The sequence below is a fragment of the Shimia isoporae genome, assembly GCF_004346865.1.
In the GTDB taxonomy this organism is placed as follows: Bacteria; Pseudomonadota; Alphaproteobacteria; order Rhodobacterales; family Rhodobacteraceae; genus Shimia; species Shimia isoporae.
This window is the reverse complement of record NZ_SMGR01000001.1, coordinates 1,279,374-1,304,738: the sequence shown is the minus strand read 5'-3', so window position 1 is coordinate 1,304,738 and position 25,365 is coordinate 1,279,374. Positions and strand designations below refer to the sequence as shown.

Below are 25,365 nucleotides of genomic sequence, written 5' to 3'. Positions count from 1 at the left end.
CTACCTGTTCAGTTCTTCAATGACCGCTTGTGCCGTCTTTCGGGCGAGATGGTCAGTTTCCGTGACCGTATCAAGGGTCATTTCGGCATTCTTAAGGCAATGTGATCCGGAAAGACGGCTCAGCACCTCTTCGACCACCTCTGCCATCTGCAAAAAACCAATGCGATGATCGATGAAACCGTCCAGTGCCACTTCCTTTGCAGCGTTGAACACTGCTCCGGCGTGACCGCCGGTCTCCAACACTTCATGCGCCAGCCGCAACGCCGGATACCGCACCGGATCCGGATCACGGAAATGCAAAGCTCCGATTTTCGCCAGATCGAGCCGTTCAACCGGCAGATTTTTCCGCTCAGGATAATGCAGAGCGTAGCCAATAGCATGGCGCATATCCGGCGGGCCGACATGAGCCATCAGCGCTCCGTCGTTGAACCCAACCAGCGCATGCACCATCGATTCCGGATGCACAAGCACCTCGATCATCTGATGCGAACACTGGAAGAACTCTTTTGTTTCAATGACCTCAAGCGCCTTGTTAAACATAGACGCACTGTCGATCGTGATCCTTTGCCCCATGTTCCAATTGGGATGGCTGCTGGCTTGCTCGGGCGTGGCTGCGGCCATATCTTCCAACGACCAGTCACGGAATGCCCCGCCACTTGCGGTGATGATAATGCGCTCCACCGAGCGCATGTCTTCCCCGACCAACCCCTGGAAAACCGCCGAATGCTCACTGTCGACAGGCAGGATTTGTCCAGCAGACTTTGCAGCGGTGCCCATCATCAAGGCGCCTGCCGTTACGAGGGATTCCTTGTTGGCAAGCGCGAGTGTCGCCCCCTGCTCAAGCGCAACCAATCCGGGCCGCAATCCCGCAGCACCCACGATGGCACTCATCACCCAATCAGCGGGACGCGCCGCAGCTTCGGCAATCGCATTGCTCCCCGCTGCAGCTTCGACATCTGATCCGGCCAAAGCGGTCCGCAACTCGTCCAGGCGTGCTTCATCAGCTGTAACCGCAACATCCGCGCGCAGGCGAATGGCATCTTCTGCGAGCTGATTGATATTCTGTCCGCCTGACAGCGCAACAACGTCATAGGCGTCCAAGTCCCGCGCGATCAGATCGATGGTGTTCTGACCGATCGACCCGGTTGCGCCAAAGATGGAAACTCGTCTCATACCGCAGGTAGGCCCAGAACAGCGCCCAATAGCAGCACAAACAGCGCCGCTGCCATCATCGCGTCAAAGCGATCCAGCAACCCGCCATGCCCCGGGATCAGGTTGGAACTGTCCTTGATACCCGCACGCCGCTTTATTGCGCTCTCGGCCACGTCGCCCATCTGGCTCGCAAAACTGGTCAGCACGCTCAAGACGATTAACGGCGTTCCACCAAAAACGATCCCGACGATTGCTGCCGCTATCCACCCCGCCGACGTTCCGGCCCAGGTTTTTTTCGGGCTGACTTTGGGCCAGAACTTCGGTCCGCCAATCAGGCGGCCCGCAAAATAGCCCGCGACATCCGTTGCGACCACCACCAGTACCAGCCAAACGACCCAATAGATGCCGCGCACGTCGCGCACCACGATCAAGCCATAGCAAGCAAGGATTAAACCTGCCGCGTAAGCCGCATAAATTAAACGATCTTTCTTGATTTGCCCTGTGCCGGCGAGGGCCACGGCAATCAAGGCTGGAAGCTTCACCTCCCAAGGCAGATAAGGCACTGCAACAAGTGCCACCGCCGCCAGAACACCCATCGGAATAGCCACTTTGGATGGGCCACCCATGATGCGCGTCAACTCCCAGAGCATGCCACCGCCAATAACCGCAACGAGCACATGAAACCAGAAACCACCCAGCCATATAGCCCCAGCGCCGACGATCAGCATCACCGCCGCCGACCCCATCCGGGCTGGCAAATCGCCCCATCTTCCGCCGTCGGAACTCACGCAGGTACCGCCCCGAACCGGCGGTCACGCGTCGAATAAGACCGGACCAGATCGCGGAAAACTTCACGCGTGAAATCCGGCCAGAGCGTGTCGATAAACTCGTACTCCGCATAAGCCGATTGCCACAGCAGGAAGTTGGAAATACGCGCTTCGCCGCTGGTGCGGATGACAAGATCCGGATCCGGCAAAACATGGGTGTCCAGATACTTTGGCAGCGTCTCCTCGCCGACGTCCTCGGGCTTGAGCCTGCCATCGGCCACGTCCTGCGCCAACCGTTGTGTAGCCCGCGCCACCTCATCCCGGCCACCGTAGTTCAACGCGATCGTAAGATGTACGCCGTCGTTGTCCTGTGTCAGCGCCTCGAGTTCATCCATCAATTCGCGCAGCTTTTCATCCAGACGCGGCCGGTCACCAATAAAACGCACTCGCACACCCTCGGCCTGCAAGGCCCGTGCTTCTTTGCGGATGTATTGGCGGAACAGGCTCATGAGACCAGCAACTTCGGACTGGGTCCGCTTCCAGTTTTCTGTCGAAAAACCAAATATTGTCAGATACTTGACACCCAAATCAGGACAGGCTCTAACGATTTCCTTGACCCGCTTCGCACCCGCATGGTGTCCAAACAGACGAGGCCGCCCGCGCGCCTGCGCCCAGCGACCGTTGCCGTCCATGATAATGGCCACATGACGTGGACCAGCTGCGGGGGCGTCGTCTTTTGACATCACTCAGACCTGCATAATCTCGGATTGCTTGGTCTCAAGTGCAGTATCGACCTGCTTGATAAAGCTATCGGTCAACTCCTGAACCTCGGTCTCCCAAAGCTTCTGGTCGTCCTCGGACATTCCTGCCGCCTTGGCCTTCTTGATCTGGTCCATCCCGTCGCGGCGCACATTGCGAACCGCAACACGGGCGTGTTCCGCATATTGGGCTGCAACCCGCGCAAGCTCGGTGCGGCGCTCTTCGTTCAGCTCGGGAATCGGGAGCATCACGATCGTACCGTTCGTTTGTGGGTTGATCCCCAGTCCGGAATTCATGATCGCTTTTTCGACCGCACCGACCAGAGACTTGTCCCAGACGTTCACCGTCACCATACGCGGCTCCGGCACGTTCACGGTCCCCACCTGGTTTATTGGGGTCTTGGAACCATAGGCATCCACCATCACCGGCTCCAGCATATTTGCCGACGCCCGCCCCGTGCGCAGTGAGGCAAATTCGGTTTTCAGGGCACCCATTGCGCCTTCCATGCGGCGGCTCAGGTCATCGGTGTCAATTTCGAAATCTTCTTCGGACATTGCTGCTCTTTCGATCGTTCACTGTCTCGTCACGCAAGCTCATAGGCGACTTGCCAAGTTTTGTATAGCACCACGCCGCAACGGTGAAGTCCCCCTGTGGTCCTTCCCGCCCTGTGGCCATGTCTGTCTATCTCTGGATTGGCACGAAAGGCCACCATGACCGGTGGCCCATTTGCCGGATCAGCTCACCTTCGTATAGGTGCCCTCACCCGCAAGAATACCGCGGAAACCACCTGGCTCATCCATGTTGAACACAATCAGGGGCAGGTTGTTGTCACGGGCCAACGCGATTGCGCTCGCATCCATTACTTTCAAGCGCTTCGCCAGAACCTCGTCGTAGCTGACTTCGTCATAGCGCACGGCGTCACCGTGCTCTTTCGGGTCCTTGTCATAGATGCCGTCGACCCCGTTCTTGCCCATAAAGATAGCCTCACAGGCCATTTCGTTGGCCCGCAGCGTCGCTGCTGTATCAGTTGTGAAATACGGGTTACCGGTACCTGCGGCAAAGATACAAACACGCTTTTTCTCAAGGTGCCGTACCGCCCGCCGACGGATATAAGGCTCTGCCACCTCATCCATCCGGATGGCGCTGATAACACGGGTAAACACGCCTTGCGCCTCAAGAGCGCTTTGCATTGCCAGAGCGTTCATCACTGTCGCCAGCATGCCCATATAGTCAGCAGTCGTGCGCTCCATACCCTGCGCAGCGCCGCTCAAGCCTCGGAACACGTTGCCACCACCAATCACCATACAAATTTCAACACCGAGATCGTGGACCGATTTGATCTCTTTGGCGACTCGCTCGATTGTGGGCGGATGCAAGCCAAAGCCCTGATCCCCCATCAGCGCCTCCCCCGAAATCTTGATCATTACACGTTTAAAGGTCGTGTCACTCGGGGCGGCAGCGTCACTCATGTTGCATGTCCTTGCAGCGTCGATTTAGGATTGCACGCAAAATGTCGGAAAACGCGGGCAGGTTCAATGCGAGAGTGGCCCTAGTCATCCAGAATCTTCATCTTTGCTCAACCGCCACCGGACACTTAATGACGACCCTGCCCTCCATTGCGCCCGATCAACCCGTGCTGATCGCTGGCCCGACTGCCTCCGGCAAAAGCGCGCTGGCCCTTGAAATCGCCGAAACCCAAGGCGGGGTTGTCGTGAATGCCGATGCCATACAGGTGTATGATAACTGGGACGTTCTGACCGCACGCCCACCGGCTGAGGACGAGGCCCGCGCACCACACGTTCTATATGGACACCAACCATTTGATGCAGACTACTCTGTCGGGCACTGGCTTCGCGAAGTTTCTCCTTTGCTCGAGTCCGGTCAACGCCCCATCATCACTGGTGGCACCGGGCTTTATTTTACCGCGTTGACGCAGGGTCTTGCCGATATTCCCCCAACGCCACCTGATCTGCGCGACTCAGCCAACGCTCGCGTTGCCAGGGAAGGCTACGAGGCACTCCTTGCGGAACTGGACACGGAAACGGCGTCCCGCATCGACACGCAAAATCCGATGCGCGTTCAACGCGCTTGGGAGGTTCTGAACGCAACAGGTCGCCCGCTGGCAGACTGGCAGGACAACACCCCCCCGCCTCTCCTCCCTCTCGCGAACACGATGCCCATCGTCTTTGACGTCGACAAAGACTGGCTCAACGATCGCATCGCCCGCCGTTTCGATTTGATGCTGCAACTTGGTGCGCTGGATGAAGCGCGGGCGAATCTGGACCGCTATGACCCTGCACTGCTCTCAATGAAAGCCATTGGCGCACCGGAACTCATCGCACATCTTCAGGGAAAAATGTCTCTGGATCAGGCACGTGAGGCCGCCACGATCGCAACGCGCCAATTCGCGAAACGCCAGCGCACGTGGTTCCGGTCAAAGATGTCGGATTGGGTCAAATACCGGCCCGAGACCTGACAGGAAACACAGTTTCACGCAGCCTCGGCATCGCGATCATTCTTCGAAACGCTTGCAATTTTCCGACAATTGTAGAGATTGTCGCTCGCAATGGCCGGAAAAAATATCAAAATACCGTCATTCATGACGAAATCTGGTGCGCGCAGCATGTCTCTGCCGACCCCGAAACCTGTTGCGATGCCAAAGCCTTCGCCTAAGCCCGTCGCACCACGCGCATCCACCATGGCCACCTCGACGCCCCGCCTTCAGGCGATGCCGGCTGGCTTCCTTGAGCTCCATCCTGCCCCGCACCAATCCCTGCCGCGCCCATTGGTTCACACCATTGCCCAGCACACCGCGGGTGCACCCTGGATGCTCGAATTGTTGCACGTACGCACCCATCACCTGCTGATCTGGACCACACGCGGTCAAGGTCGGGTGCTGCTGAACGGTGTGCGCCGCGGATTTGGCACCCACAACGCGATCTTTGCACCTGCGGGCAAACTGGTCTCCATCGAACTTGGCCTTCAGGTTCAGGGTCAGATCGCGCTCATTCCCGCAGATGACCGTTTTTCGTTTCCCGACCGAGCACAGCACCTGCGCCTGCAAGACGGCACAGAACAGCTCGAGTTTATCGCGATCCTGGAAGCCCTGCGCCGTGAACTGCACGAGGACCGCCCTTTTATCGAAGAAGCGCTCAACGCCCACACTCAGCTTCTGTCCGTGACACTGCGACGGGATTTGCTCGCAGCCGGCGATCCTCCGGCGGCAAAAGCGGCACAGAAACTTGCACGTGCCTACGGTGACCTCTTGTCCCGCCACTTTACCGAAGGCCACTCGATGGCGTGGTTTGCAGACAAGCTCGACGTGACGCCGACACACCTCTCGCGCGTTTGCAAGCAATCAGCCGGCATGACCGCAGCAGATATGCTGTCCCAACTGATCCAACACCGCGCAAGATTGCTGCTCATCGCCACCGACCGCCCCATGCGCATCATCGCGCAAGATCTCGGTTTCGGCTCCGCAGCCTATTTTACCCGCTTCTGCCAGCAGCATTTCGGCGCGCCACCAAGCCAGATTCGCAAACAGGCGCGCCCCGCGAAACGCAGCACCTGACCCGAACGTCACCTGCCTTTAGAGCACATACTCGACATCACGATGTCGTTTTTCGACCTCCTAATGACGATCCGAACCGTTGACGCAGCGTCCTATCCTGTGCCCGAATGGTTCCTAAGCCAACGGACCGGCGCAAACGCCGGCCAAAGCCACCGCCCCCCCCACCACGGGCCGCGTGGCTCAACAGGGAACCGGCGCACGCCTCCCAAGCGGCGCCTGACAAGGGGAGCACATGGGACTTTTCATCCTTCGACGATTTGGGATGATGTTGCTCACGGCATTTTGCCTGACGTACATCGTCTTTTTCATGACCAACCTTTATCCAAACTTGGAAAAGCTGGCCAAAACCCAAGGTAACTTCCGGATGTCGGAAGAAGCCGTCGACAGCTTCCTGGGCGATCGCGGATACCTGCAACCCACTCCAGTCAAGTATCTTCAATGGCTCGGCGTCATGCCCGGTTTTGCCAAAGAGCTTGAAGATGGCCGGTTGGTCGGCAAATGCGTCCGCCCCGGCGTTGCCCCTGAGGACACACCACGCTACTGCGGAATCCTGCAGGGCGATTGGGGTTTCTCTACGGTTTCAAAAGCCCCAGTGTCGGATGTCCTCGGCTCCCGCCTTGCCAACACAGGCAAGCTCATGTTCTGGGTCATGGTGGTCATGGTGCCCTCCGCCCTGATAATCGGGGTTCTGGCCGGCATGCGCGAAGGCTCCCGCACCGACAGATCGCTCTCGACAGTCTCAATCCTGTCAACGGCGACACCGGAATACGTCTCCGGCGTTATTTTCATCGCGCTTCTGGCTTCCACCCGCAACGGCCTCGGTCCATGGCTCAACGAAATGGGTCTGATCGAAGGGAAAGCGCTGTTCAAAGGCACAGCCAAATCCGCAATGGACGGCATCACCTTCCAGAACTTCACACTGCCGGTGATCACAATTGCGCTTTACGGCATGGGCTACATCGCCCGCATGACCCGCGCCTCGATGGCCGAGGTTATGACGGCCCAATACATCCGTACCGCGCGCCTCAAAGGGGTAAGTTTCCGCAACATCGTGATGAAACACGCTCTGCGCAACGCTCTGATCGCCCCATTTACCGTCATCATGCTGCAGTTCCCATGGCTGCTGAACGGCGTGGTGATCGTGGAAACGCTGTTCTCTTACACCGGCTTCGGCTGGCAGTTGGTGAATGCTGCGGGCAACAACGATATCGAGATGCTTCTCGCGGTCTCGGTGGTTTCGGTCTTCGTGGTTCTGGTGACCCAGCTGATTTCAGACATCGGCTACGTCTACCTCAACCCACGCATCCGAATTTCTTAAGGGAGGGTCTGAAATATGGAACCATTAACCTGGACAGGCTCTTTCGGTGGCATCATCGACCCGGTTTTCCAACTGGTCGCGCTGCTGTTCCTCATCGCTGTCGCAGCCCAGTTTGTCGGTGCCTACGTGTTTGCGCCAGTTAGCAACCAATACAACGCAGACGGCACCATCACCCGCGACCGAGGCGCCAACGCCAAGATTGCGACGGCAGTGCGCACGCTCCTGTTGGCGCTCTGTGCGCTGGTTGTCGTGTACATCGTCGTTGGCGTCTTCTCGCCGGTCGGCACCGTTGGCATTGTCGGCGCTGTCGCAAAGCAATTCTCGCCCGTTTGGATTGCGCTGCTTGCGACATTCCTGCTGTCGATCAGCTACAAGCGCCGCTTGGGCCTCTACGGCAAATTGTTTGACAGCACGGTCGGCATGATTGGCTTCGCGTTCGTCATGTTCTGGACCTACACAGCATTCTTTGTCGGGGTGTTCGACATGATCGCTGTACACGATCCGCTTTCGCAGTTGTCGGGCATGAAAAACAAGGTGCCTGGAACGCCTCTGCGCTCCCCTGAAGAAGGCCAATATGCCTATTACCTGCTTGGCGGCGACAACCTCGCGCGAGACGTCTTCTCGCGCATGGTCCATGGCTCGGTGATTGTGATTATCATTGCGCCTTTCGCGACATTGTTCGCCTTTATGGTCGGCATCACACTGGGCCTTCCGGCCGGATACTTCGGTGGAAAGCTGGATACGTTCCTGTCGTTCCTCGCAAACCTCGTTCTGGCCTTTCCCGTAATCTTGTTGTTCTATCTTTTGGTCACGCCGGAGATCGTTGCGACGGGTATTCCGAACTACATGGCAGCTGTCCTGTTTGTCTTCCCGATCATATTTGTGACAGTGCTTCTGAACTCGCGTTTCTACACCCGGCCTCACCTGCGCACACCGCTTCTGGCAGGTGTGCTCCTGGTCATGGTCTGGATCTATCTGTCTGCCATCTCGGCACCGGGGACCAAAATCAACATTCTCCCGGGCGCGATTGATCTCTTCAACATCAACTCGGGCATCCTCGTGGTGTTTGTCTCGGTGGTCTTTGTGAACGCGCCAACCGTGTTCAGGATCGTTCGTGGCCTCGTGCTGGACATCCAGACGCGCGACTACGTTGCGGCCGCCCAAACCCGCGGCGAGGGTCCGTGGTACATCATGCTTTGGGAAATCCTGCCCAATGCACGCGGTCCGCTGATCGTCGATTTCTGCCTGCGCATTGGCTACACCACGATCCTCTTGGGGACCTTGGGCTTCTTCGGCCTCGGCCTGCCACCCGAGAGTCCGGATTGGGGCACTACGATCAACGACGGGCGCAAGCTTCTCGCGATCTACCCGCATCCGGCAATCGTACCCGCTGTCTCGCTCCTGAGCCTCGTTCTGGGCCTCAACCTTCTGGCGGACGGCCTACGCGAAGAAAGCCTGCGTGACTGATGACACACGGGGCGGCCTCTGTCGCCCCGCTCAACCCATTCAAAGGAGGGCAACCGGTTAACGACGCAAGCGCCAAAACGAACCGATGTTTTGCAGACGTTTTGCCGACGCAATACCGACACTGCCTTCCGCCCCAAAAGGGAGAGAGTTAATGAGCAAAATGGCAGACTACGACGGGCCAATCCTGGAGATCGACCGACTGTCGATTTCTTTTTTCACCCGCCTGCGCGAAATCCCTGCAGTGATGGATTTCTCCGTCCGCGTGATGCCCGGCGAGGCCGTCGGCCTTGTGGGTGAATCCGGCTGCGGCAAATCCACTGTGGCGCTGGGCGTCATGCAGGACCTTGGCAAAAACGGCAAAATCGTCGGTGGCTCGATCAAGTTCAAGGGACGCGACCTCTCGGAAATGTCCGACGAGGAACTGCGGGACGTACGTGGCAACGAAATTGCTATGATTTATCAAGAGCCTATGGCGTCTCTCAATCCGGCAATGAAGATCGGCAAACAGCTGATGGAAGTGCCGATGATCCACGAAGGCGTCAGCGCTGAAGAGGCCTACAAACGCGCCCTTGAGGTGGTCACCGACGTGCGCCTGCCTGACCCGGAACGCATGCTCAACAGCTTCCCGCACCAGCTTTCGGGGGGGCAGCAACAACGCATCGTGATCGCCATGGCCCTGATGTCCAAACCCGCGCTCCTGATCTTGGACGAACCCACCACTGCCCTTGACGTAACAGTCGAGGCCGCGGTTGTGGAACTCGTCAAAGATCTTGGGAAAAAGTATGGAACATCAATGCTTTTCATCTCCCACAACCTCGGTCTGGTTCTCGAAACCTGCGACCGCCTGTGCGTGATGTATTCCGGCGAAGCGGTCGAACGTGGCTCCATCGAGGACGTTTTCGACAACATGCAGCACCCCTACACACAGGCTCTCTTCCGCTCCATCCCCCTGCCCGGGGCCGACAAGAACGCGCGCCCGCTGGTGGCAATCCCCGGCAACTTCCCCCTGCCCCACGAACGCCCGCCCGGCTGTAACTTCGGCCCGCGGTGCGACTACTTCGAGGAAGGCCGTTGCGATGCTGCCGCGATTGAAATGGTGCCGGTCAAAGGATTCGAGCGGCACACCACGCGCTGCCTGAAATCGGAAGAGATCGACTGGAACGCGCCAATAACTGTCGGAGAGCAAAAGGAAAAAGCCGAAGTCGGCGAAGTTGTCCTGAAGATGGATAACCTCAAGAAATACTACGAGGTCGCCGCAAATGCGCTCTTCGGCGGCGGTGAAAAGAAAGTGGTCAAAGCCAATGAAACCCTGAGTTTCGAGGCCCACGAATCCGAAACGCTGGCGATCGTCGGTGAATCCGGATGCGGAAAATCCACATTCGCGAAAGTTCTTATGGGGCTTGAAACCGCAACCGAAGGCAAAGTCCTTCTGGACGGCGGGGAAATCCAGGATACCCCTATTCAGGCCCGCAACACCAAGACCGTCGCGGACGTGCAGATGGTTTTCCAAAATCCCTTCGACACGCTCAATCCGTCCATGACCGTTGGTCGCCAGATTATGCGCGCTCTGGAAATTTTCGGGGTCGGTGACAACGAAGCCGGACGCCGCCAACGCATGCTCGAATTGCTCGATCTGGTAAAACTGCCTCGAGCCTTTGCTGATCGCATGCCCCGACAGCTGTCCGGCGGTCAAAAACAGCGGGTTGGTATCGCCCGTGCCTTTGCAGGCGGTGCACGCATTGTGGTTGCGGACGAACCCGTCTCTGCGCTTGACGTGTCCGTTCAAGCTGCGGTTACGGACCTCCTTATGGAAATCCAACGCGAAGAAAAGACCACTCTGCTGTTCATCTCTCACGACCTCAGCATCGTGCGCTATCTGTCTGATCGCGTTATGGTTATGTACTTGGGCCACGTTGTGGAAATGGGCACGACCGATCAGGTATTCTCGCCGCCTTATCACCCCTATACGGAGGCATTGCTCTCTGCTGTCCCAATCGCCGACACATCTGTTGAGAAGGAGCATATTGTCCTAGAAGGCGATATTCCGTCAGCGATGAATCCCCCACCCGGTTGCCCGTTCCAAACGCGTTGCCGCTGGAAATCGGAAGTGCCAGGTGGACTATGTGAACAGGAGGTTCCGCCTGTGCGGCACCTCGAAGACGGCCATCAGGTCAAATGCCATCTGGCCGACGACATACTTGCCCGCATGACACCTGTGATCAAAATCGCGGCCGAATAACAGACGGGATAACAGACAGGGACCCGAAAAAAGGGCGGCGCTTTTCAGCGTCGCCCTTTCTGCGTTTCGGTGCGTTTAGGATTTCTTTACCCGTCGAGCCCCATCATGATCTGCGCATAAAACTGAACCGCGCGTTCCAGATCCGCGATCGACACCCGTTCGTTGATCCCGTGGATGCGCGATAGGTCATCCGGACCGAATGTCATTGGGTTGAAACGGTAACTGTCGTCGGAAATCTTGGAAAAGTGCTTGGTGTCGGTACCGGCCACAGTCAGTCCAGGCACAAGGATCACATCCCCAAAAGCACCCAAGGTAGCCTGTGCAAGCAATTGAAACCCTTCGCTTTCCGAGCTGGAAACGGGACTAGGCAGGGTTGGCTCTCCCCGCACGGTTACCTCGACTTCGGGATTGTTAATCACGGCTTCAACATGGGCGACGACGCTTTCCACCGTATCTCGCGGGTGAATGCGGAAATTCACAACAGCAACCGCCTCTGTTGGCAGAACATTCTCCGTCAACGAGGCTTGCAACATAGTCGGCGCGGTGGTTGTGCGCAGCATGGCATTGGTCGGCCCGGATCCCGAAAGAATGCCTTCAAGTACAGGCCGGAACAGCCACTGGTTGGCAAACAACACGCGCTCCACCAAACCGAACTCCGGCGCTACGGAATCAAAGAAATCCGCGGTCGCATCTGTCAGGCCACCGGGCACCGGATTGGCCATCAACCTTTCCACGGCCACCGCCAGCGCGCCGACAGCTGTATCCGCGGGCGGCAACGATGAGTGTCCGCCCGTAGACTTGGCGGTAATGTTCAGGGTCACATAGCCCTTTTCAGCCACGTTGATGGACGCAACCGGCGCAGGCAACCCAGGGAGAACGTCGTCGAGCACCATCGAGCCTTCATCCAGCGACCATTCCATCTGAACACCCCGCGCGCGCAGCAATTCAACAGCGGCCCCGGCGCCGTTCTGGCCTCCGATTTCTTCATCGTGCCCAAAGATGAAATAAATTGTCCGTTCTGGCTGAAACCCCTTAGAAATCAAGGTTTCGGCGGCTTCCAAAAGGCCGATAACGCCGATTTTGTCATCTATCGTACCGCGCCCCCAAACGAAGTCGGCGTCCGCAATCCCCGCAAACGGTGGATGTTGCCAACGATCACGCTCTGCATCTGGTGCGGGAACAACGTCGTAGTGCCCAGTCATCAGAACCGGTTGGGCCTCGGGGTTCTTGCCGGTCCATTTGTAGATCGGGGTCAGGTTCGCCATCTCCCGATCCATAGAGGCGTGCACACCGGGATAGGTCTGCTCAATCCACTCCAGAAATCCGGTAAACTGCCCTTTGACCAAAGGGTCTACCAAATGCTGAGCGACCGTTTCGTAGGTGACTGCCTCTGCCATGTTCGCGACAATGCGTTCCACATCCACCGTGACATCCGGCAGTGCCGCCGCATCGGCAGGTGCGTAATCCGGCGCCTTATAAAGCGCTGTTTTCACAGCAAGAATGACGACCAGCACCAAAAGCGCCAATCCAATGTATTTTAGAACTCGCAAAATCATCCGTCCCTCCCCAGGCGATTTTGCTCACCCTAGAAGGACAAGACGCCCATTTGCAAAGGCGTCCCTACGTCAATCGTCTATTCAAGCAAGTGTTCATACCTTGCATCGGTGAGAGTCTTCATAAAGGCCACAAGCGCATCAATTCTTTGGTCATCCAGTGCAGGCCCCTCCGTCAGTTCTTCAACGGACAGAGAATGCGCAACCTCGGGCGCCTTCCAAACCTCGCCAGTCTCCGGATTGATCTGCCTCTTTGGGTCCTTGGAATTGTACTTGTTATAGAACAAGACGACAGTGCGAAGGTCTTCGAACGCGCCATTGTGCATGTAGGGGCCGGTTACCGCGACATTTCGCAGAGTCGGCGTTCGAAATTTTCCCATGTGCTTAGTCTTTTTTACATCAGGATTATCCAGCAAACCTTTGTCGACAAATCCCTTTTCACCAAGCACTTCCTGCAAAACGCTGTTCACGGGAACGCCGATGTTGTGATACTCGTAGTTGCTGAATGTTTCTTGCGGGTGCGTCTGACTGCGTCTCAGCTGATGGCATTCGGCACAGTTGGTGAACTGCTCGGAAAAGAACAATACGCGACCAAGCTCTTCCTCTTTCGATAGTGTCACCTCGCCGCGCAGATAGCGGTCGTACTTACTATCAAAGGGCGCAAACACGTCCGTTCGCTCAAAGGCTGCGATCGCTTGCGTCATGGCCGCATAACCCGCCTCTGCATCCTCAAGCACTCCCGGCGAAAACAGCGCCTCCATAGACACGACATAGTCCGGATTGGCCTTTAGCCGTGAAACCACCGACGCTTTGTCAGGCATCCCCATTTCCACGGGATTGAGCGGTGGCCCACCCGCCTGTTCCTCCAGCGTGTCGGCCCGACCGTCCCAAAACAATCCGCCTTCGGCATCCCCGTCCCACTCGCGATCAAACTCGGGGACAAAGGCTGCATAGCTGGCCGTTGGTGAGTTACGACCGCCAAGCGAGACGCCATCATCGCCAAGCGATACTGCCCGCCCTGCATCCGTCGTGCGCGGGTCAACAAAAGCAACGTCAGGATCATGGCACGTCGCACAGGATTGCGTGCGATTCAGAGACAGGTTTTCATCATGAAACAAGGCTTCGCCCAATGCCTCGACGCTCTCAAAAGGGGCAGCCACGCCGCCGGATGCCGAAAAACACAAACACAACGCGATTGCCGAGCGGGTCAGATGCATAGATTGGAACCTTCAGATAATTCGTACATGACATTCGACCATGCACCTGTGGTCGGGTTTGATAGAAATCAATAGCTGATAAAATTTGTCTGGAAAGAGTTGCGCTGAGAAGACTTAGCCTCCCAGAATAACCCGCACGTAGTTCTGCGTTTCCTTATATGGAGGAATACCCCCATATTTCTGTACCGCTTCCGGTCCCGCGTTGTAGGCCGCCAAAGCCAACCGCCATGAGCCGAAACGCAGATACTGAGCCTTGAGATACCGAGCACCGCCTTCCAAATTTTGCTGCGGATCAAGCGGGTCTACCCGCAAGGCTCGCGCGGTCGCGGGCATCAATTGCGCGAGGCCAAGTGCCCCTTTGTGGGATTTCGCAGCTGCATTCCAATTGCTCTCTTGCTTTACCAGTTTGAGAAAGAGGTCAACCGGGATGCCGTGCAACAAAGCCGCCTCGCGCGCCATGGCAAGATAAGGTCCGGAATACGTTCCGCGATAGCTGCCATCCCCCCATTTGGACGGAGTGTAAATCGGTTGCGGCTTCAAACGCACAGATCCGCGATACTGTTCGGAGGCCCGCCCATCCAGAACCTTGGTCTGATTCTTGAAAACACGGGCTTTGGACTTGGACGACACAGTCTGCGCCATCACGGGGGCACTTGCCAAAACCGCGATCATTGTCGCACCGATAACCTTGCGCAATACCATGCCCACACTGCCCTGACTTAGGTTGCAAAATTTGTAGCGTAGTCCAAACCCAAGATCAATTCCGACGCCCCGCGTGCTGATAGGGTGAATTTTAATCAACCTTTCGGTAACCATCTGGGTGCAAGAATCGGCTTTCCATCCCCCTGCACCAATGGTGTAAGGTGGCCCGAACCAAACAACAGATTCCACGGGAGACAAGGCGCATGGCCGGATCGGTGAACAAGGTTATTCTCATTGGCAACCTGGGGCGCGACCCCGAGGTGCGCACCTTCCAGAACGGCGGCAAGGTCTGCAACCTGCGTATCGCGACTTCCGAACAGTGGAAAGACCGCAACACCGGTGAACGCCGCGAGCGCACTGAATGGCACTCTGTCGCAATTTTTCAGGAAGGCCTCGTACGCATTGCCGAGCAATACCTGCGCAAAGGCTCAAAAGTTTATGTGGAAGGCAAATTGCAAACGCGTAAATGGCAGGACCAATCCGGTCAGGACCGTTACTCCACAGAAGTTGTCTTGCAGGGATTTGATGGTGTTCTGACCATGCTCGACGGGCGCTCCGGTGGCGATGGCGGCGGTTATGGCGGCGGCCAAGGCGGTGGCTTTGGCGGCGGATACGATCAGGGTGGCGGATACGATCAGGGCGGCAGCTTCGGCGGCGGTGGCGGCCAGCAAGGCGGCGGCGGTGCCCCATCCCGAGATCTGGACGACGAAATTCCGTTCTGATCCCGATTGGATCAAAACTGCAAAGGCTGCGCTTTGGCGTGGCCTTTTTCTTTGCCCTTTCGCCCGCTCATGCGAGCCGCTAAGACTGTGGTGAACGATCATTCACCGAGGAAGCAGCGTGACCGACACATCTTCTTTTGACAAAGCCCTCGAGCAACGTCTCGTGGCGTACTGCGAAATAGACAGCCAGAGCGACGAACACTCGCCCTCCAAACCGTCAACCGCCATTCAGTTGGATGTGCAGCGCCACTTGCAAGCCGAACTGGAAAAGATCGGCGCCTCGGATATCGAGTTGACCAGCTATGGCGCGTTGCTCGCCACAGTGCCGGCCACCGATCCCAATGCCCCGACCATCGGGTTTTGCGCCCACGTGGACACTGCACCACAGTTCAACGCCGCAAATGTGAAGCCCCGGGTCCACCGGGCCTGGAGCGGCACCGACATCACCTTCCCCGACAATGCGGATCTCGTTCTGAACGCAGAAACATCCGACTATCTTGGGGACCGTGTAGGAGATGACATCATCACCGCAAGTGGCCTTACCCTGTTGGGCGCTGACGACAAAGCCGGCGTTGCGATCATCATGACGATGGCCGAACACTTGCTTAGCACGCCGGGGCTCAAACACGGCAAAGTGCGTCTGGCTTTTACACCGGACGAGGAAATCGGGCGGGGTGTGGACGACGCTTTGCCGGAAGACTTCGGCGTTGACTTCGCTTATACACTTGATGGCGCCAAGCGTGGCACCATGGAGTATGAGACCTTCTCAGCCGACGGTGCAGTTGTCACGATTTCAGGCGTTTCGGCCCATCCGGGTTACGCCAAAGACAAGATGGTCAACGCGCTGCATGTGGCCGCGGCGATCACATCTGCACTCGACGAGGATGGCACGACGCCTGAAACAACGGATGGCACACAGGGGTTCACCCACATCTACGCACAGGATGGCGGAAGCTCTGAAACCACGCTGCGCTTCATTATCCGTGATTTCGAGCTGGAAGGACTCGCAGAAAGAGGCGCGCGCCTGCAGGCTGTCTGTGCCAAGGCAGAAGCCGACTTTCCCGGCGCCAAGGTGTCTTGCGAGATTACCAAGCAGTACCGGAATATGCGCTACTGGCTCGAAGATGACATGACACCCGTAGATCTCGCTCGAGACGCAATGCGAGAACTCGGCATGGATCCGAAATCTGTCCCGATCCGCGGCGGTACTGACGGATCGCGTCTCACCGAGCTCGGCGTACCCTGCCCCAACCTGTTCACCGGCATGATGGAAATTCACGGTCCGCTCGAATGGATTTCCGTACAGGACATGGCGCTTGCGACGAAAACAATCCTGACCATCATTGATCGCGCTGCGCGCTGAACCTCTTTGTGAGGACGGTCAAGCCGTCCTCACGACCTACCCACGCGTTTGTTACCTAACGTCAATAAACCGCATCACAGACCTCCCCGTAACCGCTTCATTGCAAATTCAGGGAGAACATTATGTCCACGCAATCTATCGCGACCATCGCCGCGACCAACGGTAACTTCGACATTCTTGTCGCAGCGCTCGGCGCCGCCGGTCTTGTCGATACATTCGCCAACCCAGGCGACTTCACCGTCTTCGCACCCACCGATGAAGCGTTCACACGCCTCGCGGAAGACACCTTCGGCATCGACACCACTGGTATGACGGAGACCGATATTGCCGTGGCACTGGTCAACACGCTTGGCGTGCCCACCTTGACAAATGTTCTCTTCTATCACGTTCAGGCAGGAAGCAGTTCACTGGCGGACATTCAAGCTGCCGGTTCAGTAGACACATTGCTGACCGACGCTAGCTTCGGAGTGGACGGCGACACTCTGAACGACGCGGACCCCGAAGTCGAAGATCCGGAGTTCGTTGAGGGCCTGACTGACATCGCGGCCTCAAACGGGGTAATCCACGTGATCGACCGCGTTCTGCTTCCTATCGACGTCGCAGAGGTAACCCCGCAACCCACAATCGCAGACGTCGCGACATCCAACCCGGCATTTGAAGCTCTCACTGGCGCACTGGTCGCAACCGGTCTGGTCGGCTTGTTCACAGACCGGAGCAACGATTTCACCGTGTTTGCTCCGACAGACGATGCATTCCGCTCGCTCGCCGAAGAACTCGGCATTGATACAACCGGTGTTGCCGATGCAGACCTACCGGGCGCACTTGTGGGCGCTCTGGGCATCGATCTTGTTCGTGATGTGCTGCTCTACCACGTACAGGCCGGCGGAAAATCCCTTGAGGACATCCAAGCAGACCGCTTGGTCGAAACCGCGCTTGATGGCGGCCGCTTCGCAGTAGAGGGCAACGCTCTTCGTGACGGCGATCCTTCCCGCGATGATCCCAATTTTGTCGAAGGTCTGACAGACATCGAAACCGCGAACGGCGAGATTCACGTCATCGACAAAGTCCTTCTCCCGATCGATGTAGGAACCGTGAAAAAAGTTGTCGACATCGGCAGTTTTGGCGCAGACGTTCAGATGGGCGGCGGAGCCAACGACAACCTCTTCGGACTGTTTGGCGATGATATCCAGATTGGTGGCGCCGGCAACGATCTCCTCATGGGCAATTGGGGTAAGGACGCCATGTTCGGCGGCTCCGGTGATGACCGCATGTTCGGTGGCGCTGGCAACGACATGATGGCTGGCGACACAGGCAACGACCGTATGAACGGCAACCGCGGCTCCGACGACATGAACGGTGGAGACGGCAACGACCTGATGTTCGGCGGGCGCGGAAATGATGCTGTCATGGGTGACGACGGCAACGACAAGATTTTCGGCAACTGGGGTGCGGACTACCTCTCCGGTGGTGAAGGCAATGACACCCTCGGCGGTGGTCGCGGCAACGACACACTCGATGGCGGCGAAGGCGACGACCTCCTGATCGGCGGCAACGGCTCTGACTACTTCGACTTTACGGAATTGTCGGGCAACGACACCGTCCGTGACTTCGGCGGCGGTGACAAAATCGTTCTGGATGCCGCAGAGTTTGCGAATTTCCACGAAGTCGAGGCCGCCACCTCGACAAGCGGACGAGGCGCGACCATCACCGGCGACAACGGATCGATCACGATCTACGGCCACTATGATGAAAGCGACTTTATGTTCATCTGATGTCGCCAGAACAAAGCTCGAAAGTCGCCGGTAACCGCCGGCGACTTTTGCGTTTACCGGCGATTCAGCTCTTCTGTCAGAAGATCACGCACGATATCGCGCGGCACATCTGCGGTCACAAATGCCTGCCCGATCCCCCGCGCCAAAATGAACCTCAGCTGCCCATCTACAACTTTCTTGTCCTGTCCCATCAGGTCCAGAAGACCGTCGGCATCCGGCAGATCGCCGTCAATGTCGCTCAGGTCCACTTTCATTCCCATTTCGCTCAGGTGTTGACGCACCCGACTCGGATCCTCCTGCGCGCACAGGCCCAGACGTGCACTCAGTTCAAACGCCAACGCGCATCCGACAGCAACTCCTTCGCCGTGCAATAGCCGGTCACCATAGCCTGTCGCGGCCTCCAGAGCGTGGCAAAACGTATGGCCGAGGTTGAGCAATGCCCGGTCGCCCTGCTCGGTCTCATCACGCATAACGATCTCGGCCTTCATTTTGCAGGACCGCTTTACCGCAGCAATTCGCGCGCCCATGTCCCCTTTGGCCAATGCCGGTCCCTGCGCTTCCAACCAGTCAAAAAAGTCGCTGTCTCCCAACAAACCGTATTTCACCACTTCGCCGTAACCTGCGAGGAAGTCACGCGGTGTCATGGTGCCGAGAACATCGATATCTGCCAAAACCATCTTTGGCTGGTGAAACGCCCCAATAAGGTTTTTACCTGCCGGAGAGTTGATACCGGTCTTGCCCCCGACAGAACTGTCCACTTGTGCCAAAAGGCTGGTCGGGATCTGAACAAATCCGACCCCACGGCGCAGAATTGCCGCAGCAAACCCCGTCAGATCGCCAATGACGCCACCGCCAAATGCCACCACCAGATCGCGCCGTTCAACCTTTTGCGCCAGCAACCACTCAACGGTCTCCTGCAAATAGTGCCAGCACTTGGTACTCTCGCCTGCCGGCAGAACGATCGCCTCCATGGAAATGCCTGCAGCCGCCAAACCCGCTCTCAGCGTTTCCAGATGAAGCTTTGAAACATTTTCGTCCGTCACGACACAGACTTGCTTGCGCGCCAGTAAAGGCCCGATCAGCGCCCCGCTGTTGGCGAGCAGGCCCGGCCCGATGTGAATATCGTATGCCCGTTCGTCCAATCCGACGTGTACGGTTTCCATCATCTTTCAGCTCTCCGTAAGCACATCGTCACGACCAGCCATCTCGCCGATCACCCGATCTGCCATTTCTTCAATGCTAAGCCCCGCCACAGCCTTCACAGGCAACTCGGCCTGGCTGTAAAAAGGCACGCGCTGTGCGAAAATCTCTTCCAACGTCTTGCGCGGATCAGGCGTACGCAGCAACGGCCGCGTGTCCTTGTGGCGTACGCGTGACCACAGAAGATCAACGTCGGCGTCCAGCCAGACTGCAACCCCCTTATCGGCGATCATCATCCGATTTTCTTCAGATAAGAAAGCACCACCGCCTGTGGAAAGGATGCAACGCTCCTCCTCCAGCAAACGCTCGATCACCTGCGTCTCCTTGCGCCGGAAAAAAGGTTCTCCATCGCGCTCGAATATCTCGGCAATAGTCATGTTGGCCGCCTTTTCGATCTCCGCATCCGAGTCGATAAAAGGCACCCCGAGTTTGGCGGCAACTGCGCGGCCGACGGCTGTCTTGCCGGCCCCCATCATGCCCACCATCACCACTGTTTTTTTCAAGTCAAACGTCATCTCACGCCCGCGATCGGCCAAGGTTCGCCAAAATTAACGGTTCGGCATTGAATGACGTGATCTTGCGGGAATTGCCAGTTATAAGTTTCCTAAAACAGGCAGGAAATTGGGGAGTTTCATGGGCAAAGTCGTAAGAGCGTTGGCGATTCTGTTGCTACTTGGCATTATTGGCCTTGTGGCCTACGCCTACTTCGGGCCATTTTTCGGGGCAGATTTTTCCGCACCCCAGACCGAAACCCGTATTCCTGTCGAACTGAATGGTTCCTGATTTTCCCAAGTTCTTGTACCCCGCCGTTCTCTGCGCGCTATGCGCGGCGCCGGTTTCTGCGCAGGTGGGCACTTCCAACGCGCCCCTGTCCGCGATCGAGTGGTTGAAGCAACAGCCCACTGTCACCCTCGACATGGGCCTCACCCCGACCACTCCAGATCCCGATTTTTCGCTGGAGACACCCAAAATTGCAGTCTCTCCACTTGGAGAGGAAACTCTTGATGCCGTCGGTCTTCTGCCACCGCACGTCACGGGATTACCGCGCACACTCTGGGCGAATTCCGATGCAAACAAGATTTCCGCCCTCATAGAGAGCCAGCGACCCGAGGCACTGCCCGCAATGCAGGCTCTGCTATACACGCTGTTGCTGGCCGAGGCGGATCCACCCAAAGATGCCGGAACGCAATATGCCGCCCTGCTCGCACGCATCGACAAGCTGGTGGAAATGGGCGCTCTGGAGCAAGCGGGCGCTCTTATCGAACGCGCTGGCGCGACAACCCCGGCTCTCTTCAAACGATGGTTCGACGTAACGCTTCTGATGGGTGACGAGGCGTTGGCCTGCGACGCGCTCATGCAAGCGCCTCATCTCGCCCCGGACTATCCTTCACGCATATTCTGTACCGCGCGTTCCGGCGACTGGCGTGCGGCCGCACTGACATTGGATACGGCCAAAGCGCTGGGTCTCATCTCCGAAGAGATGGATGCGCTGCTGTTGCGTTTCCTGGATCCGGAGTTGTTTGAGGGCGAACCCATTCTGGTTGCAGCCGGGGAGCCTACTCCGCTGAAATACCGTCTCTATGAGGCAATCGGCGAGGGTCAGACCTCTGCCAGCCTGCCACGCCCATACGCCCACGCGGATCTTCGGGAAACTGCTGGCTGGAAAGCCCAGCTCGAAGCGGCCGAACGTTTGGCGCGCACCTCTGCACTGCAGGAAAACCGATTGCTTGGCATATACACCGAGCGCAAACCTGCTGCCTCGGGCATGATCTGGGATCGGGTTGCCGCTCTGCAGGCGTTTGACAACGCCCTTCTGGCTCAAGATCCCGCTGCAGTCGCAGATACGCTTCCTGCAGCTTGGGCCGCCATGCATCAAGTCGATCTCGAAGTCGCCTTCGCACGACTGTATGGCGCCGATCTGCTCACGTTGCCTCTCCAAGGTACAACAGCCCGCAGCGCCCGCGACATTGCGCTTCTGTCCACCGAATATGAACGTGCCGCTCAGGCAGGCCCACGTGATTTTCTCGCGGGTCTTGCTCAGGGCAACCCGCCACGTACGCCAACCGATCCGCTCCATCGTGCAATTGCTGACGCCTTTCACGGCGCAGGAGTGCCTCAGGAACTCTCCGCCATGTTGGTGCGCGGACAACTGGGAGAAGTCATACTCTCGGCCATGTCTTTGATGGATGCCGGTGCCGCGGGCGACTTGCGAGCATTGACCGAAGCCCTCGCCACGCTGCGTGCTGTCGGTCTGGAAGACACCGCCAGACGTGCCGCCCTTCAGGTCGCGCTTCTCGACCGGCGCGGATAGACCCGTGAACGACCTCCAATGGATCGCCACCTTCCTTGATGCGCAGGCTGCAGAGCTTGGGGCGGCCAAGAACACGCAAGAAGCCTACGCCCGCGATCTCCGGGATTTCGCGCATTGGCTCGCTGGCCAACAAAACGGGCTGGAAACCGCATCTCAGGAAGACGTGGAAAACTATTTGGTCTTCTGTGACTCTCAGGGGTTGGCACAATCCACACGGGCCAGAAAATTGTCGTCCATCAAACAGCTGTATCGCTTTGCTTTTGAAGAAGGTTGGCGCGGCGACAATCCGGCGATCCGGATCAAAGGACCCGGCCGGTCAAAACGCTTACCCAAAACTTTGGACGTCGCTGAAGTCGACCAACTCCTGCAGGCCGCCCGTGCAACCGGTCGGACCAAAGAAGACCGCTTGCGTAACACCTGCCTGATGGAACTGCTTTATGCCACGGGTATGCGCGTCACCGAACTGGTCAGCCTCCCGGCAAGCGCAGCTCGTGGCGATCCGCAGATGTTGCTCGTGCTTGGCAAAGGCGGGAAAGAGCGCATGGTGCCCTTATCCCCGGACGCACGGGAAGCGCTGCAAACCTGGCTGGCCATCCGAGATAAGGCACAGGACGAAGCGCTGTCCAAAGGCAAACCTCCTTCGCGCTTCCTGTTTCCCTCCCGAGGCAAGTCTGGTCATGTGACGCGACATTGGTTTCACACCCTTATCAAAGACCTCGCCGTTCAGGGGGGTGTGAATCCTGAGAAGGTCACGCCGCACACACTGCGCCATGCCTTCGCCACCCACTTATTGGCCAACGGCGCCGATCTGAGGTCGATTCAGACCCTGCTGGGTCACGCCGATGTAGCAACAACCGAGATTTACACCCACGTTCTGGACGAACGCTTGCGCACCTTGGTCACCGAACATCACCCCTTGGCAAAATCAGACAAGCGAAGCTGATCAGGCAAAACATCTTCGGATGGCCAGCGCCCAGTCCGCAACGCGCGCTCATAACCCTGAGTCAGCCCAGCCCTCTGCATCGCACCAACCGCTGTCTGCACGTCATAGCGTAACGGTTTTATCTCGACGCCAGCTTTGGAAAGCAAAGCAAATGCCGTGTCTCGGCCACCATCATGCGGAGGCATCCCGATCACACCCGCGTTGACCCACGTCACATGTTTGACCCGACGCTGAAACGCGATCCCGCTGTGCCCGGCTACGACGACGTCGACATCCCCAATCAAATCGGCAATCGCTGACAGTTCTTCGACAAATACGGCTTCTTCCGACACCGACCAGATAAACCGCGCAATGTCGGTGATGCCACCATGGATGACGGCAACCCGCCTGTCATCGTGCGAGAACATAACCAAATCCGGCAGTCCCCCCATCCAGATCCGCGCGCCTTGATCTACGTGCCGATCCGCATGCGCAAACCAGCCAGCTGACAGAAGGTCACAAGCCGACCCTTCGTCGAACCCACACCCGCAATCCAGCGCGTTCGCCGCAAGTTGCTTTTCGCAGTTTCCAGCCACAACCACGACGCCACTTTCGCGCACAAGATCGACGGTTTCCGCCGGTTGCCCGCAATAGGCGACGATATCGCCTGTGCATATGATGTGCGAAGCCGGAATACCGCGCGCCGCAGCTTCAATCAAAACAGCTTCGATCGCCTGCAAATTTGAATAGGGCCCGCCAAACAACAAAACGTCGCCGTCGAGCACCCCGAGGTCTCTGATCTTCATGCCCTGTCCCTAACCTGCCGCTTTGACAAAAGGAATTCACATTCCCGCTAAGCCACAACTTGCAAAAATCGCATCGCTATCACTTGATACTGCTCAACTTGGCTCCCATAACAGCTGGGCTATGACTGACACAGTTTCGACCGCCGCGTCCCTCGACACCGCCTTCTGGATCAGCGCCAGCGTGATCCTCGGCCTGCTTTTACTCTCTGCCTTCTTCTCGGGCTCTGAAACCGCACTTACTGCCGCAAGCCGCGGCAAGCTGCGCACACAGGCCGACAAAGGCTCCAAGGGTGCACAACGCGCACTGGCAGTGACCGAAGACAACGAACGCCTGATCGGATCAGTCCTGCTGGGCAACAACCTCGTCAACATTCTTGCCACCTCACTGGCAACTGCCCTGTTTACCAAGGCGTTTGGCGAAGGCGGCGTTGCTTTGGCGACGCTGGTTATGACGCTGCTGGTGCTTATCTTTGCCGAGGTACTGCCCAAAACCTACGCAATCACACGGCCCGAGGGCGCAGCGTCTTTTGTTGCCGCGCCCATCAGCGTGGTCGTCACCGTGTTCGCACCAATCGTGTCCGCCGTTCGCCTGTTTGTGCGCGCTGTTCTGCGCGTCTTCGGCGTGCAAATCGATCCCGACAGCCACGTTCTTGCCGTGCGCGAAGAGATCGCGGGCGCCATTCAACTGGGCCACTCCGAAGGTATTGTAGAAAAAGAGGACCGTGACCGGATTCTGGGCGCGTTGGACCTCTCCGACCGCACAGTCGAAGAAATCATGTTGCACCGATCCGGGATCGAGCTGATCAACGCAGATGATTCACCTGCCGACATTCTCAAGCAATGTCTAGAGAGCAACCACACGCGTTTGCCAGTCTTCAAGGATGATCCGGAAAACATCATCGGTGTTGTCCATGCAAAAGACTTGTTCCGCAGCATGTACACCCGCGCTGTGGCCGACGGCACCAATGCGCGTGATCTTCTGGCGTTCGATCTGGCTGAAGCCGCAAACGAACCCTACTTCGTGCCGGAAACCACATCTCTGGACGATCAGATGCGCCAGTTCCTTCGTCGTCGCAGCCACTTTGCGCTTGTGGTGGATGAATACGGCTCCCTACAGGGTCTTATCACGCTCGAAGACATTCTCGAGGAAATCGTTGGTGAAATCACCGACGAATTTGACGAGGACACGGACCATCCGATCCGCAAATCCGACGATGGGCAATTCCTGATCGAAGGCGCGATGACCATCCGCGACCTCAACCGGGCCACGGATTGGAACTTGCCTGATGAAGAGGCCAATACAGTCGCGGGACTCGTTATCCACGAAGCCCAGATGATTCCGACGGTCGGACAGGTGTTCTCGTTTCACGGTTTCCGCTTCGAAGTCACAGGACGCGAGGCAAACCGCATCACAGCGTTGAAAATCCGCCCGCTCTAAACGGGTCCAAATAGCCCGGAACTCTTTTTTTCCGGGCTTTCCGATCCTATTGCACGCGCCACTATACCAAAGTGCGCGAAAGTATC

General features: G+C 57.6%; 23 protein-coding genes. 12 read left to right on the top strand and 11 right to left on the bottom strand.

The genetic code is table 11. From position 1 onward, the window contains the following. From dxr to pyrH, 5 genes are all read right to left on the bottom strand, one after another. Entirely contained in the window at positions 1–1,173 is a 1,173-nt protein-coding gene (gene dxr / locus BXY66_RS06390; RefSeq protein WP_132859315.1) for a 1-deoxy-D-xylulose-5-phosphate reductoisomerase, read from the bottom strand. Then, positions 1,170–1,940 carry a phosphatidate cytidylyltransferase gene (locus BXY66_RS06385; RefSeq protein ID WP_243694309.1) on the bottom strand — a complete coding sequence of 257 codons (771 nt, stop codon included), beginning with the start codon at positions 1,938–1,940 and terminating at the stop codon, positions 1,170–1,172. Before BXY66_RS06385 ends, dxr begins: the two co-directional genes overlap by 4 nt. Continuing rightward, positions 1,937–2,662 carry an isoprenyl transferase gene (locus BXY66_RS06380; RefSeq protein WP_132859314.1) on the bottom strand — a complete coding sequence of 242 codons (726 nt, stop codon included), beginning with the start codon at positions 2,660–2,662 and terminating at the stop codon, positions 1,937–1,939. The genes BXY66_RS06385 and BXY66_RS06380 overlap by 4 nt, the downstream gene beginning before the upstream one ends. Positions 2,663–2,665: 3 nt before the next feature. Further along, the gene (frr, locus tag BXY66_RS06375; RefSeq protein ID WP_132859313.1) at positions 2,666–3,232 is read right to left on the bottom strand and encodes a ribosome recycling factor; all 567 of its coding nucleotides are present in this window, start codon (positions 3,230–3,232) and stop codon (positions 2,666–2,668) included. 180 nt (positions 3,233–3,412) lie between these two features. Continuing rightward, positions 3,413–4,147: a UMP kinase gene (gene pyrH / locus BXY66_RS06370; RefSeq protein WP_132859312.1), complete on the bottom strand. Its 735-nt coding sequence runs from the start codon at positions 4,145–4,147 to the stop codon at positions 3,413–3,415. 128 nt (positions 4,148–4,275) lie between these two features. Between pyrH and miaA the strand changes: the two genes are divergently transcribed. The 5 genes from miaA to BXY66_RS06345 all read left to right on the top strand — a co-directional run bounded on the left by miaA (position 4,276) and on the right by BXY66_RS06345 (position 11,273). Then, positions 4,276–5,154, top strand: coding sequence for a tRNA (adenosine(37)-N6)-dimethylallyltransferase MiaA (gene miaA, locus BXY66_RS06365; RefSeq protein WP_132859311.1), 879 nt, complete (start codon positions 4,276–4,278; stop codon positions 5,152–5,154). Positions 5,155–5,277: 123 nt separating this feature from the next. Continuing rightward, complete coding sequence (locus BXY66_RS06360) at positions 5,278–6,249, top strand: helix-turn-helix domain-containing protein (protein WP_165929113.1); 972 nt, start codon at positions 5,278–5,280, stop codon at positions 6,247–6,249. A 232-nt stretch (positions 6,250–6,481) separates the two neighbouring features. Continuing rightward, positions 6,482–7,567, top strand: a complete 1,086-nt coding sequence (locus BXY66_RS06355) for an ABC transporter permease (RefSeq protein WP_132859309.1) — start codon at positions 6,482–6,484, stop codon at positions 7,565–7,567. 15 nt (positions 7,568–7,582) lie between these two features. Next, a complete protein-coding gene (locus BXY66_RS06350) occupies positions 7,583–9,034 on the top strand; it encodes an ABC transporter permease (RefSeq protein WP_132859308.1) in 1,452 nt (483 codons plus the stop codon). 151 nt (positions 9,035–9,185) lie between these two features. Beyond that, on the top strand, positions 9,186–11,273 hold the full coding sequence (locus BXY66_RS06345; RefSeq protein WP_132859307.1) for a dipeptide ABC transporter ATP-binding protein: 2,088 nt from the start codon (positions 9,186–9,188) through the stop codon (positions 11,271–11,273). Positions 11,274–11,359: 86 nt separating this feature from the next. Here BXY66_RS06345 and BXY66_RS06340 read toward each other — a convergent pair whose 3' ends face one another. The 3 genes from BXY66_RS06340 to BXY66_RS06330 all read right to left on the bottom strand — a co-directional run bounded on the left by BXY66_RS06340 (position 11,360) and on the right by BXY66_RS06330 (position 14,745). Beyond that, positions 11,360–12,829, bottom strand: a complete 1,470-nt coding sequence (locus tag BXY66_RS06340; protein ID WP_132859306.1) for a M20/M25/M40 family metallo-hydrolase — start codon at positions 12,827–12,829, stop codon at positions 11,360–11,362. A gap of 77 nt (positions 12,830–12,906) precedes the next feature. Next, positions 12,907–14,043, bottom strand: a complete 1,137-nt coding sequence (locus BXY66_RS06335; RefSeq protein WP_132859305.1) for a cytochrome-c peroxidase — start codon at positions 14,041–14,043, stop codon at positions 12,907–12,909. Between the two features lie 114 nt (positions 14,044–14,157). Continuing rightward, the gene (locus tag BXY66_RS06330; protein WP_132859304.1) at positions 14,158–14,745 is read right to left on the bottom strand and encodes a lytic transglycosylase domain-containing protein; all 588 of its coding nucleotides are present in this window, start codon (positions 14,743–14,745) and stop codon (positions 14,158–14,160) included. A 203-nt stretch (positions 14,746–14,948) separates the two neighbouring features. Here BXY66_RS06330 and ssb point away from each other — a divergent pair, with 203 nt between their 5' ends. From ssb to BXY66_RS06315, 3 genes are all read left to right on the top strand, one after another. Then, positions 14,949–15,467, top strand: a complete 519-nt coding sequence (ssb, locus tag BXY66_RS06325; protein ID WP_132859303.1) for a single-stranded DNA-binding protein — start codon at positions 14,949–14,951, stop codon at positions 15,465–15,467. Between the two features lie 118 nt (positions 15,468–15,585). Next, a complete protein-coding gene (pepT, locus tag BXY66_RS06320) occupies positions 15,586–16,830 on the top strand; it encodes a peptidase T (RefSeq protein WP_132859302.1) in 1,245 nt (414 codons plus the stop codon). A gap of 122 nt (positions 16,831–16,952) precedes the next feature. Further along, entirely contained in the window at positions 16,953–18,602 is a 1,650-nt protein-coding gene (locus BXY66_RS06315) for a fasciclin domain-containing protein (protein WP_132859301.1), read from the top strand. A gap of 53 nt (positions 18,603–18,655) precedes the next feature. Here the strand turns inward: BXY66_RS06315 and aroB are convergent, their stop codons facing one another. Beyond that, positions 18,656–19,768: a 3-dehydroquinate synthase gene (gene aroB / locus BXY66_RS06310; protein ID WP_132859300.1), complete on the bottom strand. Its 1,113-nt coding sequence runs from the start codon at positions 19,766–19,768 to the stop codon at positions 18,656–18,658. Positions 19,769–19,771: 3 nt separating this feature from the next. Further along, complete coding sequence (locus BXY66_RS06305; RefSeq protein ID WP_132859299.1) at positions 19,772–20,317, bottom strand: shikimate kinase; 546 nt, start codon at positions 20,315–20,317, stop codon at positions 19,772–19,774. Positions 20,318–20,435: 118 nt separating this feature from the next. Here BXY66_RS06305 and BXY66_RS20410 point away from each other — a divergent pair, with 118 nt between their 5' ends. From BXY66_RS20410 to BXY66_RS06295, 3 genes are read left to right on the top strand one after another with little or no spacing between them, the layout of a single operon-like run. Further along, positions 20,436–20,585, top strand: coding sequence for a hypothetical protein (locus tag BXY66_RS20410; RefSeq protein ID WP_165929112.1), 150 nt, complete (start codon positions 20,436–20,438; stop codon positions 20,583–20,585). Continuing rightward, the gene (locus BXY66_RS06300) at positions 20,575–22,113 is read left to right on the top strand and encodes a hypothetical protein (protein ID WP_132859298.1); all 1,539 of its coding nucleotides are present in this window, start codon (positions 20,575–20,577) and stop codon (positions 22,111–22,113) included. The genes BXY66_RS20410 and BXY66_RS06300 overlap by 11 nt, the downstream gene beginning before the upstream one ends. 4 nt (positions 22,114–22,117) lie before the next feature. Further along, positions 22,118–23,056: a site-specific tyrosine recombinase XerD gene (locus BXY66_RS06295; protein WP_243694308.1), complete on the top strand. Its 939-nt coding sequence runs from the start codon at positions 22,118–22,120 to the stop codon at positions 23,054–23,056. Here BXY66_RS06295 and BXY66_RS06290 read toward each other — a convergent pair. Then, positions 23,023–23,841: a metallophosphoesterase family protein gene (locus tag BXY66_RS06290; protein ID WP_132859296.1), complete on the bottom strand. Its 819-nt coding sequence runs from the start codon at positions 23,839–23,841 to the stop codon at positions 23,023–23,025. The genes BXY66_RS06295 and BXY66_RS06290 overlap by 34 nt on opposite strands. 121 nt (positions 23,842–23,962) lie before the next feature. On the opposite strand from BXY66_RS06290, the gene BXY66_RS06285 reads away from it, so the two are divergent. Further along, complete coding sequence (locus BXY66_RS06285; RefSeq protein WP_132859295.1) at positions 23,963–25,279, top strand: HlyC/CorC family transporter; 1,317 nt, start codon at positions 23,963–23,965, stop codon at positions 25,277–25,279. The last annotated feature ends 86 nt before the right edge of the window (positions 25,280–25,365 follow it).

What these genes read in the sequence shown, in the direction of transcription:
- miaA (WP_132859311.1), top strand. Translation starts at nt 4,276, where the DNA reads ATGACGACCCTGCCCTCCATTGCGCCCGATCAACCCGTGCTGATCGCT.
- aroB (WP_132859300.1), bottom strand. Translation starts at nt 19,768, where the DNA reads ATGATGGAAACCGTACACGTCGGATTGGACGAACGGGCATACGATATT.
- pyrH (WP_132859312.1), bottom strand. Translation starts at nt 4,147, where the DNA reads ATGAGTGACGCTGCCGCCCCGAGTGACACGACCTTTAAACGTGTAATG.
- BXY66_RS06285 (WP_132859295.1), top strand. Translation starts at nt 23,963, where the DNA reads ATGACTGACACAGTTTCGACCGCCGCGTCCCTCGACACCGCCTTCTGG.
- BXY66_RS06330 (WP_132859304.1), bottom strand. Translation starts at nt 14,745, where the DNA reads ATGGTATTGCGCAAGGTTATCGGTGCGACAATGATCGCGGTTTTGGCA.
- ssb (WP_132859303.1), top strand. Translation starts at nt 14,949, where the DNA reads ATGGCCGGATCGGTGAACAAGGTTATTCTCATTGGCAACCTGGGGCGC.
- BXY66_RS20410 (WP_165929112.1), top strand. Translation starts at nt 20,436, where the DNA reads ATGGGCAAAGTCGTAAGAGCGTTGGCGATTCTGTTGCTACTTGGCATT.
- BXY66_RS06350 (WP_132859308.1), top strand. Translation starts at nt 7,583, where the DNA reads ATGGAACCATTAACCTGGACAGGCTCTTTCGGTGGCATCATCGACCCG.
- BXY66_RS06300 (WP_132859298.1), top strand. Translation starts at nt 20,575, where the DNA reads ATGGTTCCTGATTTTCCCAAGTTCTTGTACCCCGCCGTTCTCTGCGCG.
- BXY66_RS06380 (WP_132859314.1), bottom strand. Translation starts at nt 2,662, where the DNA reads ATGTCAAAAGACGACGCCCCCGCAGCTGGTCCACGTCATGTGGCCATT.
- BXY66_RS06335 (WP_132859305.1), bottom strand. Translation starts at nt 14,043, where the DNA reads ATGCATCTGACCCGCTCGGCAATCGCGTTGTGTTTGTGTTTTTCGGCA.
- BXY66_RS06315 (WP_132859301.1), top strand. Translation starts at nt 16,953, where the DNA reads ATGTCCACGCAATCTATCGCGACCATCGCCGCGACCAACGGTAACTTC.
- dxr (WP_132859315.1), bottom strand. Translation starts at nt 1,173, where the DNA reads ATGAGACGAGTTTCCATCTTTGGCGCAACCGGGTCGATCGGTCAGAAC.
- frr (WP_132859313.1), bottom strand. Translation starts at nt 3,232, where the DNA reads ATGTCCGAAGAAGATTTCGAAATTGACACCGATGACCTGAGCCGCCGC.
- BXY66_RS06305 (WP_132859299.1), bottom strand. Translation starts at nt 20,317, where the DNA reads ATGACGTTTGACTTGAAAAAAACAGTGGTGATGGTGGGCATGATGGGG.
- BXY66_RS06340 (WP_132859306.1), bottom strand. Translation starts at nt 12,829, where the DNA reads ATGATTTTGCGAGTTCTAAAATACATTGGATTGGCGCTTTTGGTGCTG.
- BXY66_RS06290 (WP_132859296.1), bottom strand. Translation starts at nt 23,841, where the DNA reads ATGAAGATCAGAGACCTCGGGGTGCTCGACGGCGACGTTTTGTTGTTT.
- BXY66_RS06360 (WP_165929113.1), top strand. Translation starts at nt 5,278, where the DNA reads ATGACGAAATCTGGTGCGCGCAGCATGTCTCTGCCGACCCCGAAACCT.
- BXY66_RS06355 (WP_132859309.1), top strand. Translation starts at nt 6,482, where the DNA reads ATGGGACTTTTCATCCTTCGACGATTTGGGATGATGTTGCTCACGGCA.
- BXY66_RS06345 (WP_132859307.1), top strand. Translation starts at nt 9,186, where the DNA reads ATGAGCAAAATGGCAGACTACGACGGGCCAATCCTGGAGATCGACCGA.